Below are 13,798 nucleotides of genomic sequence, written 5' to 3' on the forward strand. Positions count from 1 at the left end.
TTCGATCACAGTGCTCAGGCAATGCCGTCCGGCCGGGCGATTTCCAACTCCGGCAACGGCTTGCCCAGCAGCACCCCGACCAGCACGGCGAACGCCAGCGCTGCAATGCCGGCCACCTGCAGCAGCGTCTCGAAACCACCGATGAAGGCCTGCCGCGCCAGCGGCGCCAGGGCCTCGCGCAGGGCCGGGTCGACCAGCGCCAGGGCCGCCGGCAGGTCACCGGCTGCTACGCGGGTGGCCATGTCCGCGGCCTTGTCCAGTTGCGCCGGCGCCACGTTGGCGAGGGCTTCGCGCAGCAGTTGGGCGCTGCGCGCGGCGAGCACGCCGCCGAGGATGCCGATGGCCAGGACGATGGCGCCGAAGCGCGTGGTGGTGCTCAGGCCCGAGGCCATGCCGGTGCGTTCGCGGGGCACGCAGGCCATGATGTTCTTCTGGGTGTCGCCGTTGAGCAGCCCGGCGCCGGCGCCCAGCAGCAGGCTGGCCAGGGCGAAGGCCGGGTAGCCGCCGTGGCCCGCCGCCACGGCGCAGAGCAGGTTGCCCGTGCCGACCAGGGCCAGGCCCAGGGCGAACAGCTGCGCCGGACTCAGGTGCGCGGCCAGGCGCAGGCCCAGGCGCGGGGCCAGCAGCATGGCCAGGGCGAAGGGCAGCATGCCGGCGCCCGCGGCCACCGCCGTCAGTTGCAGGCCGTTCTGCAGGTACAGCGGCAGCAGCGTCATCATCACCTGGGCGCAGGCTGCGTAGGCGAACATGCCCAGCAGCGCGCCGATGAAGCGGGCATTGCGCAGCAGGTGCAGGTCGACCATGGGCCGCGCCTGGCTGCGCTCCACCAGCACGAACAGGCTGAGCAGGAAGCCGCCCAGCAGCAGGCGCGCGAGGGTCGGGGCGCTGTCCCAGCCGGCGCGGTTGGCGTCGATCAGCGCCCAGATCAGGTAGCCCAGGCCGCCGGCGAAGGTCAGGCTGCCCAGTGGGTCGAGGCGCGCGGCGGCGCTGTCGCGGGATTCCTCGATGCTGCGCAGGGCCATGGCGCCCAGCAGCGCCACCAGTGGCAGGTTGAGGTAGAAGATCCAGCGCCAGCCCAGGCTGGCGGCGATCAGCCCGCCCAGCAGCGGGGCGAAGGTGATGGTGGCGCCCATGCAGGCGCCCCAGAAGGCCCAGGCGCGCAGGCGCTCCCGTGGCTCGTGGAAGCGGTGGCCGATGGCGGCCAGGGCGGAGGTCAGCAGCAGCGCCGCGCCGATGCCCTTGGCCGCCCGCGCCAGGTCGAGGAACGCCAGGTTGGGCGCGGCGCCGCAGGCCAGCGAGGCGGCGCCGAACAGCGCCAGGCCGAGCAACAGCATGCGCCGGCGGCCGAAGCGGTCGGCCAGGCTGCCGGCCGGCAGCAGGCAGGCGGCGAAGGCCAGCAGATAGGCGCTGACCACCCATTCGATGTCGGCGAAGGCGCCGGACAGGTCGCGGGCGATGCTCGGCAGGGCGACGGCGACTATGTTGGTGTCGAGGATGATCAGCGCGCACACCGCCGAGGCGGTCAGCAGGGTGAAGCGCGCGGAAGGGCGGCTGGACATGGCGAGGCTCCGGAGCGGTGCCGGCGCCGGACTTTGCCGTGCGGCGCCGGCCTTGTAGTGTTGCTGCCACGGTAACGCCAGCGCGCGCCGGGCTTGTTAGGCGCGGCGGCCTGCGTCATTAGCCCGCAGCTAACGAGGCCCCATGGAAATCCGCCATTTCCGCTATTTCATCAGCGTCGCCCGCCACGGCCACTTCACCCGTGCGGCCGAGCAGCTGGGCATCGCCCCGCCGACCCTGAGCCGGCAGATACAGGACATGGAGAAGGAGCTGGGCGTGCGCCTGTTCCAGCGCAGCCAGCGCGAGGTGCGCCTGACCGCCGCCGGCGAGGCGCTGCTGGCCGAGGCCGAGCAGACGGTGCGCCAGTTCGATGCGGCGCAGCTGGGCGCGCAGCGCGCCGGGCGCGGCGAGGCCGGGCACATCGAACTGGGCTACGTGGCCTCGGCGGCCTATTCCGGGGTGCTGCAGCGCCAGGTGAGCGATTTCGCCGCGGCGTACCCGGCGGTGCTGCTGAACATCCGCGAGGCGCCCATGGCCGAGCTGCCGGCGCTGGTGCGCGACGGCCAGCTGGACCTGGCCTACGTGCGCTCGCCCATGGAGCTGCCGGCGGAGCTGGAGGCCATCCGCCTGCACGACGAGGGTTTCGTCCTGGCGTTGCCGGAGGCCTCGCGGCTCAACGAGCTGGCGGAGATTCCCGCGGCGCGCCTGGCGGGCGAGACCTTCATCCTCCCCGAGCAGATTTCCGGCACCCTGGAGGTGGCCGCCCAGGGCGGCTTCGTGCCGCGCCTGGGGCCGCAGCCGGGCAGCCTGGTGGCGGTGATCGCCCTGGTGTCCCTGGGCCAGGGCGTGGCCCTGGTGCCGGAGTCGGTGCTGCGGCGCATCAGCCTGCCGCAGGTGAACTACCGACGTGTCGCCGGCAGCCGGGCCAGTTCCTGGCTGTCGCTGCTGCACCGGCGCTTCGAGAAGGCGCCGGCGGTGGCGCGCTACATCGAGCGGGTGCGCCTAGCCGCGGCCCAGGCGCGCCAGTAGCGCGGCCTTCACCACCGGCCACTCGTCGTCGATGATGCTGAAGCGCAGCGAGTCGCGCTTGCGCCCGTCGGACATGATCCGTTCGTGGCGGACGATGCCTTCCTGCGCCGCGCCCTGGGGCAGGCGCTTGCCGGTTTCGCCCGCGCCTGGAAAGCCGGGGCGGTGGTTGCGAATCGCGCGCAGGAGGGGGCTGACCAGTCGGCTGCGCCGAGGTGCTCTTCGTAGGAGCGAGCTTGCTCGCGAATGAACCCCGCTGCGGAGTCTGTTCGCGAGCAAGCTCGCTCCTACGAGAAGCCATGCGAGCGGGCTCTGCCCGCGATTTCGCGCGCAGGGCGCGCTCCTATAGGAGGCATCGAGGTGGTTTTCGTAGGATGGGTTGAGTTTGCGAAACCCATGCGGTTGCGGCGATGGGTATCGCTGCGCTCCACCCATCCTACGAGAGGCCATGCTCGCCTGCTCAGCGCCCGCCCAACTGGCCGCGGCGGTACTCGCCCTGGCGTTCGAGCATCCAGCCGGGGTACTCGGCCGGCAGGGCGCTGACCTGGTCGAGGGTGGCCAGTTCTTCGGCATTCAGCTCGACCTGGGTGGCGGCTATGTTGTCCTCGAGCTGCTCCAGGCGCTTGGCGCCGATGATCACGCTGGTCACCGCTTCCTGGTGCAGCAGCCAGGCCAGGGCCACCTGCGCCACCGATACGCCCTTGGCTTCGGCGATGCCGCGCATGGCGTCGATGCAGTCGTAGGCGCGTTCGCGGTTCACCGGCGGGAAGTCGAACTGGGTGCGCCGGCTGCCGGCCTCGGCCTCGCCGCCGCGGCCGTACTTGCCGCTGAGCAGGCCGCCGGCCAGGGGGCTCCAGACCATCAGACCGACCTTCTCGCTGCGCAGCAGCGGCACCAGTTCGCGCTCCAGGTCGCGGCCGGCGATGCTGTAGTAGGCCTGCAGCGACTCGAAGCGGGCCAGGCCGAGGCGCTCGGCGGTGCCCAGGGCCTTCATGATCTGCCAGGCCGCCCAGTTGGAGACGCCGACGTAGCGCACCAGGCCCTGGCGCACCAGGTCGTCGAGGGCGCGCAGGGTTTCCTCGATCGGCGTGGCCGGGTCGAAGCCGTGCACCTGGTAGAGGTCGATGTGGTCCAGCTGCAGGCGCTCCAGGCTGGCCTGCACGCCGCCGGCGATGTGGTAGCGCGACAGGCCGCGGGAGTTGGCACCGCGGGTGCCGGTCTCGCCGAACACCTTGGTGGCGACCACCACGTCCTCGCGGGGCACGCCGAGGTTCTTCAGGGCCTGGCCGGTGATGACCTCGGAGCGGCCCTCGGAATACACGTCGGCGGTGTCGATGAAGTTGATGCCGGCCGCCAGGGCCGCGCCGACCAGCTGCTCGGCCTCGGCCTGCTGCAGCTTGCCGATCTGGCTCCACAGCTGGCCTTCGCCGCCGAAGGTCATGGTGCCCAGGCAGAGTTCCGAGACGAACAGACCGGTGTTGCCGAACTTTCTGTAGCGCATGGCGAGCAATCCTCGGGAGGGGGCAGGGAAGGCGCCGCTGCCTCGCGCAGCGGCGGACGCCACCAGTATGGGCGCCGCGCCCTGGAAGGACGGCGCTCGATGCTGCCGCATTCTTGCCTATTGCTGCCGGCGCCCGCCTCAGGCCATGGGCGGCAGGCGGCGCTTGACCGGGGTCTTCTTGACGATGGCGGTGCTGGTCTCGGCGTAGGCGTTGAGGCGGTCGAGCAGGGTGTCCAGTTGCTCCATGTCGCGCACGCACAGGCGGGCGACGAAGCAGTCGTCGCCGGTGATCTTGTCGCACTCGGTGAACTCGGGGATGGCCTGGATCTGCCGTTCCACCTCGTGCAGCCGGCCGGGCAGCGGGCGCACGCGGACGATGGCCTGGAGCAGGTAGCCGAAGGCCTTCGGGTCCACCTCCAGGGTGTAGCCGCGAATCACCCCGCGGTCCTCCAGTTTGCGCAGGCGCTCGCCGACGCTGGGCGCGGAGAGGCCGCTGACCTGGGCCAGGGCCTTGAGCGACAGGCGCGAGTCTTCCATCAGGGCGGCGATCAGCAATTGGTCGATTTCGTCGGTCATTTTTTGGCTCGTTAGGCGATTGCGGGTGGATGCCTTGATAGTAAAGGCGATATTTGGTGGATGCCTTCCGTTTGCGATGGAAGGACGGGGTGACGCCTTGTCATGCTGTAGGCACACCTTGCAGGAGGAAGCCCCATGGACAAGTCCCTTCAACGCGGCACTCTGGAGATGACCGCGGCCATGCTGATCTGCGGCACCATCGGTTGGCTGGTGCTGGTGTCCGGCCAGCCGGTGCTGGACGTGGTGTTCTGGCGCTGCGTGTTCGGCGCCGCCACCTTGCTGGTCGCCTGCGCCCTGCTCGGGATGCTGCGCCCTGGCGTGCTGAGCCTTTCCGCCTTCGGCCTGGCGCTGCTCAGCGGGGTGGCCATCGTCGGCAACTGGGTGCTGCTGTTCGCCTCCTATTCGCGGGCGTCCATCGCCATCGGTACCGCGGTGTACAACACCCAGCCCTTCATGCTGGTGTTGCTGGCCGCCGTGTTCCTCGGCGAAAAGCTCAGCGCGCGCAAGCTCGGCTGGCTGGGGTTGTCCTTCGCCGGCATGCTGGCCATCGTCAGCGCCCACGGCAGCGGCGGGCCGGGCAGCGACTACCTGGGCGGCATCGCCCTGGCCCTGGGCGCGGCGCTGCTGTATGCCTTTGCCGCGCTGATCGTCAAACGCCTGCAGGCGGTGCCGCCGCATGTGATCGCGCTGGTGCAGGTTTGCAGCGGCGTGCTGCTGCTGGCGCCCCTGGCCAACCTCTCGGCGCTGCCGCAGCAGCCCTCGGCCTGGGCCTGCCTGGCCACCCTCGGCATCGTCCACACCGGGCTGATGTACGTGCTGCTCTACGGCGCCATCCAGAAACTGCCGACGGCGCTGACCGGCGCGCTGTCGTTCATCTACCCGGTGGCGGCGATCCTGGTGGACTGGGTGGTGTTCGGCCACCGCCTGGGCCTGGCGCAGTGGCTGGGCGTGGCGGCCATCCTCCTGGCCGCGGCCGGCATGCAGCGCGACTGGGGGCTGCCGCGGCGGTTGGCTGCGCGCTTCGCGCTGCGCGGGACGGATTACGGAAAGCGCTGAGGCGTGGGAATTTTTCCCCAGGCGGTGACTCCAACTCCCACCAAGTCACGCCATGGGTGAATGATGAACTACAAGCTGTTGCCAATGATCGGTGTCGCGGTGCTGCTCGGCGCCTGCGGCGGCAAGGAGGCGGAGGTGTGCGCCAGCAAGGACATGCGCGACCAGTTGGTGAAGGTGTTCACCGACGGCCCGCTGTCCGGCCGCGGCGACCTGCTCAAGGACGTGGAGCTGCGCGACGCGGCCATCCTCGAGAAGGACCCGGACAGCGGCGTGCTCGAATGCGTGGCCACCTTCCGCGTGCCGGTGGGGCAGCAGGTGGTGCAGGGGCCGCTGGAGTACCGCATCGCCCCGGCTGCGAAGTCCGATCATGACTATCTGTTGCTGTTCACCAAGAGCGAGCGGGCGTTGGCGCTGGCCGATCGGATTCAGCGGGTGTTCCCGGCGGCGGGGACGTCGCAGTGATGATGAGGGTGTAGGAGCGAGCTTGCTCGCGAACCTCCTGGCGGCTGCGGTGTATTCGGTTGACTCCGTTCCCTCACCCCAGCCCTCTCCCGGAGGGAGAGGGGGCCGTTCGGCGTGAGTGGTGAATCCAGAGTCAGCCTGAAATGCCTATCTGTCCCTGCGTTCGCGGGAATGGTGAGGGTAGGAGCGAGCTTGCTCGCGAAGGGTGCTTCCTTGCGACTGCGGTGTATTCGGTTGACTCCGTTCCCTCACCCCAGCCCTCTCCCGGAGGGAGAGGGGGCCGTTTGGCGCGAGTGGTGAATCCAGAGTCAGCCTGAAACGCCTGTCTGTCCCTGCGTTCGCGAGAGTGGCGAAGGGGAAGGATAGTGCCTGACCTCCAGGCCGCTCAGGACAGTCCCCTCTCCCGCTTGCGGGAGAGGGTTGGGGTGAGGGCGCTCTTGAGTCAGGCGCCTGCGCCACCGGCAGCTTCCATTCGCGAGCAAGCTCGCTCCTACGAAAAGCCATGCCCGCTCATACAGTCGGAGCGGACTCGGTCAATGCCGCACAAACGAAAAAGCCGCTCCCCCGTGAGGAGGAGCGGCTTTTTCATCAGCGCCTTTCGGCGCCCGCTCAGGCAGCGTTGCCGTAGCGGGCCTGCTTCTTCTTGACCTGCTGGCGGCACGCGTCGCCGAAGGCCTGGAAGATCTTCACCGAGTCGGGGTTCTTCAGCGCCTGCCATTCCGGGTGCCATTGCACCGCGAAGAGGAAGGGCGACAGGCTCGGCGCGTGGACCGCCTCGACCAGGCCGTCTTCGGCGTGGGCGATGGGCTCCAGGCCCTTGCCGAGGTTCTTCAGGCCCTGGCCGTGCAGCGAGTTGACCTGGATCGAGTCGGTCTGCAGCAGCTTGTGCAGCCAGGTGTTCTGCGCCACGCGCACGCTGTGCGCCGGGGCGTACTGCACCTCGACCGGGTCTTCGGGGTTTTCCCGGTGGTCGTTGAAGCCGGGCTCGGCGTAGACCTTCTGATACATGTCGCCGCCCAGCGCCACGTTGATTTCCTGCATGCCGCGGCAGATGCCGAAGATCGGCAGGCCACGGGCGATGGCGGCCTTGATCAGGGGCAGGTCGAAGAGGTCGCGCTGCCTGTCCTGGGCCTTGCCGGGGGTTTCGTTTTCCTGGCCGTAGAGGGCCGGGTCGATGTTGCTGCCGGCGCCGGTGAGGTAGACGCCGTCGGCCATGTCGAGGTACTGCTCGAGATCGTCGATGCCGCAGCAGGTCGGCACCAGGACCGGCACGCAACCGGCGATGTCGGTGATCGGGGTGATGTACTTGTGGGTCATCACCTGATAGTCGTGGCCCTTGCGTTCCTGGGCGCCCATGGACATCAGGACGACGGGCTTGCGGAGTTTCTGATTGTTATTGCCAATGTTGCTGTTGGACATATGTCACCTTGGGACAGGCTCGGCCTGTCGTTTATGTGCAGGCGCGGCCGGGAGGGCGCTACCTGGGGCTCCGAGCACTGCCGTAGCGGGGCTGGAAGCGCCCGCAAACGGTCGAAGCCTGCCCACCAGCCTGCCAGAGCCGTAAAATATGTCAAACAATTTCGCTTTCGATCGTTAAAAATAATGGCCGAAATTCACGGCGATTTCATTTTCAAGCTGCTGTATTTAAAGGATTTTTTCTTTAATTCGATAAATATCGGTCCATTATTTTTTACGGATCCGGCCTTTTCGTGAAAATTATACTGAACATTTTCACGGGAAATCGCCGGGCACGCGCCGGCCGCGCTCTTGAGCGGGCGCCGCGTCTGAAGCTTTCCTGCGGGGGCGCTGGCGCCCCGGCCCGTCAGCCGGGCAGTTCGACCTTGCCGGGCGGCAGCGGCGCCTTGGCCGGGTCGCCGCTGAAGGCTTCCACCCGGTTGCGCCCGCCGTGCTTGGCGGCGTACAGGGCCACGTCGGCGTTGCCCACCAGGGCTTCCTGGCTGGCCACCGGGCCCTGGGCGGTGGAGGCCACGCCGATGCTCACCGTCAGGTGGCCGCGGGCAGCCCAGGCGTGGGGCAGCTGCAGGGCCTCGACGGCGGCGCGGATGCGTTCGCCGATGGCGCAGGCGCTGGCCAGGTCGGCGCCGGGCATGACCACGGTGAACTCCTCGCCGCCGAAGCGCGCGACGAAGTCGCAGTGCTCGCGCACGTTGTCGCGGATGGCCTCGGCCACGCGGCGGATGCCGACGTCGCCGGCGAGGTGGCCGTAGCCGTCGTTGTAGAGCTTGAAGTGGTCGATATCCAGCATCAGCACGCTCAGCGGCTCGGCGTGCCGCGCGCAGCGGTGCCATTCGCGCTTGAGCGTCTCGTCCAGGTGGCGCTTGTTGGCGATGCGGGTGAGGTCGTCGGTGCGGCTGAGCACCGCCAGCTCCTGGTTGGCCAGCGCGTACTTGTGCGCCAGCACCTGGTGTTCCCAGGCCAGCTTGAGCGCCTCGTTGAAGCGGATCTGCAGGCGCCGGCCCATCTCCGCGATGAACGGGCAGACCACCCAGGCGGAGACCGCCAGGAAGGTCGCCTGGGGTTCGGGGTCGCGGAAATAGGCGATGCCCAGGAAGAAGAACATGGGCACGTGGAAGGCCAGGTGCGCCGGCCAGTAGGACACGTTGCTCATGGCCACCATCACCGAGGCCAGGGCGATGCAGCCGTAGATCACGTCCTCGTAGGGCGTGCCGTAGCTCATCAGCCAGATGGCGCCGATGCCCCAGGCCAGCCCCACGGCGCCGCACTGCAGCATGGTCAGGCGCGCCCAGGTCTGCGGCGCCAGGCGCTGCGGGTTGCGCCGCCAGGCGTACACCAGGCCCAGGCGCACGCTCATCAGCAGCACCAGCACGGCGAGCCACAGGCAGCGCCCGAGCAGGGGCGCGCTGGCATGGTAGACGCCGAACACCATGGTGCCGGAGAACACGTTGCCCACCGCGGTGGACGGGCTGGTGGAGAACAGCGTGGCGACGCGCTCGGCCAGGTAGTCCTCGGCGGGGCGCTCGGGCAGCGGTGGCGGGTTGGTGTCGGGGTAGGCGGTCATGCCTGGGCTCCTGGGTTCGCCCCGGGACGGTGCGGCGGGGGCGGGCGCAGGCACGCGCCGGCCCGGCGCGCTGGCGCCTCGGTCCATGGCGGTGCGGTTGCCCGGCCCGACCGATGGCTTCCGTTGCGCGGGAAAATGCAGTGATGTCTCGGTGCCATCATGCCTGGAGTGCGATGGGAATTCGAGCCCGCGGACGACGGAAGGCAGCGCCGCCGGGCGGGAAGCGGAAAGCGAGACGCCCCCTCTCGCTGGGCGAAAAGGGGGCGTTTTTCTTGCCGTGGCACCATCCTGGTGCGTTATCTCCCGGGGCGGCTTACTTGCCGGTCTTGATGGTGGTCCAGCTGCGGGTCATCAGGCGCTGGGTGTTGGCCGGCAGGTCCGGGAAGGCGTACAGCTTCTTCATCACCTCTTCCTTCGGATAGATGCCCGGGTCGTTGCGGATTTCCTCGTTCACCAGCGCGGTGGCGGCAGCGTTGCCGTTGGGGAAGGAGGTGACGTTGCTGATCTCGGCGATCACCTGCGGCTCGAGCAGGAAGTTGAGCCACTGCAGCGCGCCTTCGGGGTTCTCGGCGTCCTTCGGAATGGCCACGGTGTCGAAGAAGGCGCCGGCGCCTTCCTTCGGAATGTTGTAGAGCACGTGGACGTTGTTCTTCGCTTCCGCGGCGCGGGCCTTGGCCTGGTAGACGTCGCCCGAGTAGCCGACGGCGACGCAGATGTTGCCGTTGGCCAGGTCCGAGATGTACTTGGAGGAGTGGAAGTAGGTGATGTACGGACGGATCTTCTGGTACAGCGCGGTGGCCGCCTTGATCTCCTTCGGATCATTGCTGTCGGGCTTGTAGCCCAGGTAGTGCAGGGCCGCCGGCAGCATCTCGGTGGGCGAGTCGAGGAAGCTCACGCCGCACTGCTTGAGCTTCTGGATGTTCTCGGGCTTGAACACCAGGTCCCAGGAATCCACCGGGGCGTTGTCGCCGAGCACGGCCTTGACCTTGTCCGGGTTGTAGCCCAGGCCGATGGTGCCCCACATGTAGGGGATGGCGAACTTGTTGCCCGGGTCGCTGATCTCGAGGGTCTTCATCAGGTCCGGGTTGAGGTTCTTCCAGTTCGGCAGCTTGGACTTGTCCAGCGGCATGTAGACGCCGGCCTTGATCTGCTTGGCGAGGAAGTTGTTCGACGGCACCACCACGTCGTAGCCGGACTTGCCGGCCAGCAGCTTGGCTTCCAGCACTTCGTTGCTGTCGTAGACGTCGTAGACGACCTTGATGCCGGTGGCCTTGGTGAACTTGTCGACCGTGTCAGGGGCGATGTAGTCGGACCAGTTGTAAACGTGCAGCACTTTGTTGTCCGCCTGCGCCATACCAGCCACAGCGCCCGCCAGAGTCACGGCGAGCAGGGTCTTGCCGAAGGTCTTGAACATGCAGGTTGCTCCGATTTTCTTCTATCCGTGCGTAAGTTGGGTCTTCCGCACGGATCGACAGCAAGAACCATTCCCGATAATGGCCCCCGGCCATTTACCGGCGGCCGGCCCCCGGTGGCTCTAGCCTGGCGCCAAGGGGCGGGAGGAGGGCAGGCGGGCGCGGCGACGGAATCCCGGCGCGGGCTGTTACAAGGCGTACCGTCGTACCAGGTGGCTCAATCGAGCCGGTAACGCGCGAGGTCCTGCGTGGAAAGCACGCGCATGCGCCCCGGCTCGATGGCCGCCATGTCGTCCAGCAGGGCGACGGGCACGTCCATCTCGCGCAGGTAGGCGGCCGGGCTGTAGCGGCTGGCGCCATCGGCCAGCCAGGAGTCGCCGCCGGGGAAGTACGGACGGTGCAGGCCGACATAGCCGCGCACCCGCCGCGTGTGCCCGGCGGCCAGCAGATAGACGCAACTGCCCTGGCACACGCTGTTGCGCGGCACCCAGGTATCGAACCCGGCCTCGCGCAGCAGCCGGCCCATCTTGATGGCCTCGCCCAGGCTGCCGCCGATGGAGTCGAGCAGGGCGATCCTGCGGGCGAACTTGCCGGGGTTGCGCTTCAGCCCTTGCAGCAGGCGCTCGTAGTCCCCCGGCGCGATGTCCTCGGTGACGCGCACCGCCAGGGTGAGCCCCAGCGACTTGTTCTGCACCGGCGCAACCTCGACCCGCGCGAACGCCGCCGTCGAACACAGCACCGAAAGACCGAGCACGGCCGCGCGCACCAGGGTATTGCCCATGAACCTGCCTCGCCTTGAACCCAGCGGGAAATCGATGGGAGCGGAAGATACCGCCGATGCTGGCATTTGGCATCCCCCGGCACAGCCGAATCGGTGAATGCCCCGAAGTGCAGCACCAAGGCTTCACTCCGCCCGCGCCTTCTGGTAAAAAGGCACCCCCAAGCGGGCGTCGTATAATGGCATTACCTGAGCTTCCCAAGCTCATGACGAGGGTTCGATTCCCTTCGCCCGCTCCAGAACACCCTGCCAAGCCCCTGAAATGCCTAGCGTTTCGGGGGCTTTGCTTTTTCGGGGCCAGGAAGGTGTCGAAAAAGTGTCGAAGAGTCTGGCCAGGCGGAGGTCACTGAGCCTTGCAGGCGTTGAGCTCTTCCTGAGTCTCCAGATGTGTTTCGATGCCCAAGCGGTATTTGCAGTAATCACGCACCGTGGCCCGCTCCAGTGGGCTCAACTGCTCCAGGGGCTTGTCATCCGCATCGCTGGTAACTCAACCTGCTGGGATGGCGCGGATATTTCTCACGAGTTCCATGCCTCTGCTGCCAGAGCAACCTATCTCTTTTTGCAAGCGTCTAGCTCGGTTTGCGATTGAAGCCTGGTCTCGATGCCCAGCCGATAATGGCAATAATCGATCACCAACTGTCGCTCTTCGGCGGAGAGCTCTTGCAGGGGCTTGCTGTCCGCATCGTTGGCGAAAAGATTTACAAACTCCATCTGAAACGTTGGATGTCGTTTGATGAAGAAATTGGTATTCAGCTCGGCGTCGTCAATGGACTCGTAGTAGCCCAAAAAGAGCCGCGCGACGACTAGCAGCACCACTGGATAGATCAGTTTTTTCATGAGCTTGGAGGTGGCAGCAGTTGGGTTTTGGTGCGGATATTGCGGACCAGCTCCATCCCCACATTGCCAGGGCAGACCTTTCCTTCTGCGCGCTGGCCTGGATACTCTCGATGTCCACCGAAGTGCCTGATCACGAACACGCTCCTGATGGCGTCGATCAAGTCCAGGACGGCATCGATCTGTGGACCGGGTATTTGGTTTGTAGTGTTTAGCCCCAAGGCTTCCGCAGTCTTCCTGCCCAAAGCCAGTAAGTCGTCACCTTCTTCGGCGGTAGTCAGGTTGTTCAGCATAACGACGCCGATAACACCTGTGTTGTAGTCCAGAATGCTCGATCCCTTGAACCTGATGTCTCGCCCCTCATAGATCACCCCCGCACAATCGATTCCGAAGTGATATCCGATGTCGTCGTACCGTCCAGCGAGGTGGTCGTCTTGGGTATCGGCCATCTGTTCTGCCCCTGGGGCGCAGGAATAGCTACGGCCAGCATGGTGCAGCGCAATCATGCTGTAGTTCCAATCTTCAACCAGCGGCTTTTGGGGCGACTTCGCTTTCCACTGGGACCGTTCAACGAACCTGCGTCCGAGCGACCGAACCTTGCGGATAACTGCTTCGCGGGTGGCGGCACGATCGTCGACCTTGATGGGGATAGGCTGAACAAGTTGGCCGGGCTTAACCTCCTGGGCCTTTGCCTTTGTCGTGAAGGTCCCGGTCATGCAGTAGCCTCCGAGAACTCGGTCAGGTCGCGGGCGGGGGACCGGAACATGATATGAAGCTCAATCACCGAATCTGCCGAAGGAGCCTCAATAGTGGCCATACCGCTGGAGTCGGTCACGCCAGTTCGACGGTAGCCAGCAACCAGTACGATGTATTCGCGATTAGCGAGAGGCTGGCCAGTTTGACTGTCCGTGATGACAAATGACTGGGCGAAAGTCTTCGCGAAATGCACAGGGGTAGGCGCCTCAAAGGGAGCCGGAGTATGGCTGTCACCAATGATCACAGTGCCCGAACCGGAGATAACGACATTTCCGTGAGCGCCAATACTGCCAACAGTCGCAGCATTGCGACCATTGATGAAGACAGTCCCCGAAAGGTTCCCGGTCATCGCACCACCGCAGGCGCTCGGGTCTCCTTGACGCGCAGCCGGAAGGCCATCGAACAAGACATCCGGAGAGCCGGCAGCGATCGGATTCACCCCATGACCGGGCAAGGGGCAGGCTGTCGGATCGGTAAGACGAGCAGCAGGTTTTCCACTCATAACGCTAATCCTTGCATGGCGCATTGATGGCAGCAGAAAGTTGGCCAAGCAGCCGTCTTCCTCTTCAACCGCCAGACGTTAGCAGGGGCAAAGCGCGCAACTTCTTGCGCATACGGGACATAACCCGCATGGAGTCTGGGGCGGTGTCGTTTGTAATAATTTAATTCAGGTGTCCGCATGTTCATGATGAAGGGACTGGCAAACCCCATCTCATCTCTTGCTGTGAACCCAGTTCACAGCCCCTATGCCACCAACGGGGATTATCACCCCGCCCCCGGCTCCCTACCCTGCGCAGACC

General features: G+C 66.5%; 13 protein-coding genes, 1 tRNA gene and 1 pseudogene. 4 read left to right on the top strand and 11 right to left on the bottom strand.

Annotated features, from left to right (window positions below):
* Positions 1-14 precede the first annotated feature (14 nt).
* Entirely contained in the window at positions 15-1,559 is a 1,545-nt protein-coding gene (locus tag BM060_RS22150; protein ID WP_074983030.1) for an MFS transporter, read from the bottom strand.
* Positions 1,560-1,701: 142 nt separating this feature from the next.
* Between BM060_RS22150 and BM060_RS22155 the strand changes: the two genes are divergently transcribed.
* Positions 1,702-2,586: a LysR family transcriptional regulator gene (locus BM060_RS22155; RefSeq protein WP_074983033.1), complete on the top strand. Its 885-nt coding sequence runs from the start codon at positions 1,702-1,704 to the stop codon at positions 2,584-2,586.
* Here the strand turns inward: BM060_RS22155 and BM060_RS22160 are convergent.
* The 3 genes and pseudogenes from BM060_RS22160 to BM060_RS22170 form a co-directional block, all read right to left on the bottom strand.
* Positions 2,560-2,700 (bottom strand): annotated as a pseudogene (locus tag BM060_RS22160) (GNAT family N-acetyltransferase); the annotation flags it as partial. The gene BM060_RS22155 and the pseudogene BM060_RS22160 sit on opposite strands and share 27 nt — an antisense overlap.
* Positions 2,701-3,043: 343 nt before the next feature.
* On the bottom strand, positions 3,044-4,084 hold the full coding sequence (locus BM060_RS22165) for an aldo/keto reductase (protein ID WP_074983035.1): 1,041 nt from the start codon (positions 4,082-4,084) through the stop codon (positions 3,044-3,046).
* Positions 4,085-4,222: 138 nt separating this feature from the next.
* Positions 4,223-4,660 carry an Lrp/AsnC family transcriptional regulator gene (locus BM060_RS22170; protein ID WP_009618069.1) on the bottom strand — a complete coding sequence of 146 codons (438 nt, stop codon included), beginning with the start codon at positions 4,658-4,660 and terminating at the stop codon, positions 4,223-4,225.
* A 135-nt stretch (positions 4,661-4,795) separates the two neighbouring features.
* On the opposite strand from BM060_RS22170, the gene BM060_RS22175 reads away from it, so the two are divergent.
* Both BM060_RS22175 and BM060_RS22180 read left to right on the top strand, forming a co-directional pair.
* The gene (locus BM060_RS22175) at positions 4,796-5,716 is read left to right on the top strand and encodes a DMT family transporter (protein ID WP_074983036.1); all 921 of its coding nucleotides are present in this window, start codon (positions 4,796-4,798) and stop codon (positions 5,714-5,716) included.
* 60 nt (positions 5,717-5,776) lie between these two features.
* Positions 5,777-6,178, top strand: coding sequence for a hypothetical protein (locus BM060_RS22180; RefSeq protein WP_009618073.1), 402 nt, complete (start codon positions 5,777-5,779; stop codon positions 6,176-6,178).
* Between the two features lie 609 nt (positions 6,179-6,787).
* On the opposite strand, the gene BM060_RS22185 is transcribed toward BM060_RS22180, so the two are convergent.
* From BM060_RS22185 to BM060_RS22200, 4 genes are all read right to left on the bottom strand, one after another.
* A complete protein-coding gene (locus tag BM060_RS22185) occupies positions 6,788-7,597 on the bottom strand; it encodes a gamma-glutamyl-gamma-aminobutyrate hydrolase family protein (RefSeq protein ID WP_074983038.1) in 810 nt (269 codons plus the stop codon).
* A 403-nt stretch (positions 7,598-8,000) separates the two neighbouring features.
* The gene (locus tag BM060_RS22190) at positions 8,001-9,218 is read right to left on the bottom strand and encodes a GGDEF domain-containing protein (protein WP_009618077.1); all 1,218 of its coding nucleotides are present in this window, start codon (positions 9,216-9,218) and stop codon (positions 8,001-8,003) included.
* 313 nt (positions 9,219-9,531) lie between these two features.
* A complete protein-coding gene (locus BM060_RS22195) occupies positions 9,532-10,632 on the bottom strand; it encodes a polyamine ABC transporter substrate-binding protein (RefSeq protein ID WP_074983041.1) in 1,101 nt (366 codons plus the stop codon).
* A 215-nt stretch (positions 10,633-10,847) separates the two neighbouring features.
* Entirely contained in the window at positions 10,848-11,411 is a 564-nt protein-coding gene (locus BM060_RS22200) for a COG3904 family protein (protein ID WP_074983044.1), read from the bottom strand.
* A gap of 162 nt (positions 11,412-11,573) precedes the next feature.
* Between BM060_RS22200 and BM060_RS22205 the strand changes: the two genes are divergently transcribed.
* Positions 11,574-11,647, top strand: a tRNA-Gly gene (locus BM060_RS22205).
* A 310-nt stretch (positions 11,648-11,957) separates the two neighbouring features.
* Here BM060_RS22205 and BM060_RS22210 read toward each other — a convergent pair.
* From BM060_RS22210 to BM060_RS22220, 3 genes are read right to left on the bottom strand one after another with little or no spacing between them, the layout of a single operon-like run.
* Complete coding sequence (locus BM060_RS22210; protein WP_074983046.1) at positions 11,958-12,245, bottom strand: hypothetical protein; 288 nt, start codon at positions 12,243-12,245, stop codon at positions 11,958-11,960.
* Positions 12,242-12,958 carry an N-acetylmuramoyl-L-alanine amidase gene (locus BM060_RS22215; protein ID WP_074983049.1) on the bottom strand — a complete coding sequence of 239 codons (717 nt, stop codon included), beginning with the start codon at positions 12,956-12,958 and terminating at the stop codon, positions 12,242-12,244. Before BM060_RS22215 ends, BM060_RS22210 begins: the two co-directional genes overlap by 4 nt.
* Positions 12,955-13,500 (bottom strand): PAAR domain-containing protein, encoded by a 546-nt coding sequence (locus BM060_RS22220; protein ID WP_074983051.1) that lies wholly within the window; start codon positions 13,498-13,500, stop codon positions 12,955-12,957. The genes BM060_RS22215 and BM060_RS22220 overlap by 4 nt, the downstream gene beginning before the upstream one ends.
* Positions 13,501-13,798 lie beyond the last annotated feature (298 nt).

This window comes from Pseudomonas citronellolis (genome assembly GCF_900112375.1).
GTDB classification, from domain to species: Bacteria; Pseudomonadota; Gammaproteobacteria; order Pseudomonadales; family Pseudomonadaceae; genus Pseudomonas; species Pseudomonas citronellolis.

Bases quoted from the DNA above. Each gene is read 5' to 3' on its own strand.
- BM060_RS22175 (WP_074983036.1), top strand. From the start codon at position 4,796: ATGGACAAGTCCCTTCAACGCGGCACTCTGGAGATGACCGCGGCCATG.
- BM060_RS22185 (WP_074983038.1), bottom strand. From the start codon at position 7,597: ATGTCCAACAGCAACATTGGCAATAACAATCAGAAACTCCGCAAGCCC.
- BM060_RS22210 (WP_074983046.1), bottom strand. From the start codon at position 12,245: ATGAAAAAACTGATCTATCCAGTGGTGCTGCTAGTCGTCGCGCGGCTC.
- BM060_RS22190 (WP_009618077.1), bottom strand. From the start codon at position 9,218: ATGACCGCCTACCCCGACACCAACCCGCCACCGCTGCCCGAGCGCCCC.
- BM060_RS22180 (WP_009618073.1), top strand. From the start codon at position 5,777: ATGATGAACTACAAGCTGTTGCCAATGATCGGTGTCGCGGTGCTGCTC.
- BM060_RS22220 (WP_074983051.1), bottom strand. From the start codon at position 13,500: ATGAGTGGAAAACCTGCTGCTCGTCTTACCGATCCGACAGCCTGCCCC.
- BM060_RS22215 (WP_074983049.1), bottom strand. From the start codon at position 12,958: ATGACCGGGACCTTCACGACAAAGGCAAAGGCCCAGGAGGTTAAGCCC.
- BM060_RS22200 (WP_074983044.1), bottom strand. From the start codon at position 11,411: ATGGGCAATACCCTGGTGCGCGCGGCCGTGCTCGGTCTTTCGGTGCTG.
- BM060_RS22150 (WP_074983030.1), bottom strand. From the start codon at position 1,559: ATGTCCAGCCGCCCTTCCGCGCGCTTCACCCTGCTGACCGCCTCGGCG.
- BM060_RS22155 (WP_074983033.1), top strand. From the start codon at position 1,702: ATGGAAATCCGCCATTTCCGCTATTTCATCAGCGTCGCCCGCCACGGC.
- BM060_RS22170 (WP_009618069.1), bottom strand. From the start codon at position 4,660: ATGACCGACGAAATCGACCAATTGCTGATCGCCGCCCTGATGGAAGAC.
- BM060_RS22195 (WP_074983041.1), bottom strand. From the start codon at position 10,632: ATGTTCAAGACCTTCGGCAAGACCCTGCTCGCCGTGACTCTGGCGGGC.
- BM060_RS22165 (WP_074983035.1), bottom strand. From the start codon at position 4,084: ATGCGCTACAGAAAGTTCGGCAACACCGGTCTGTTCGTCTCGGAACTC.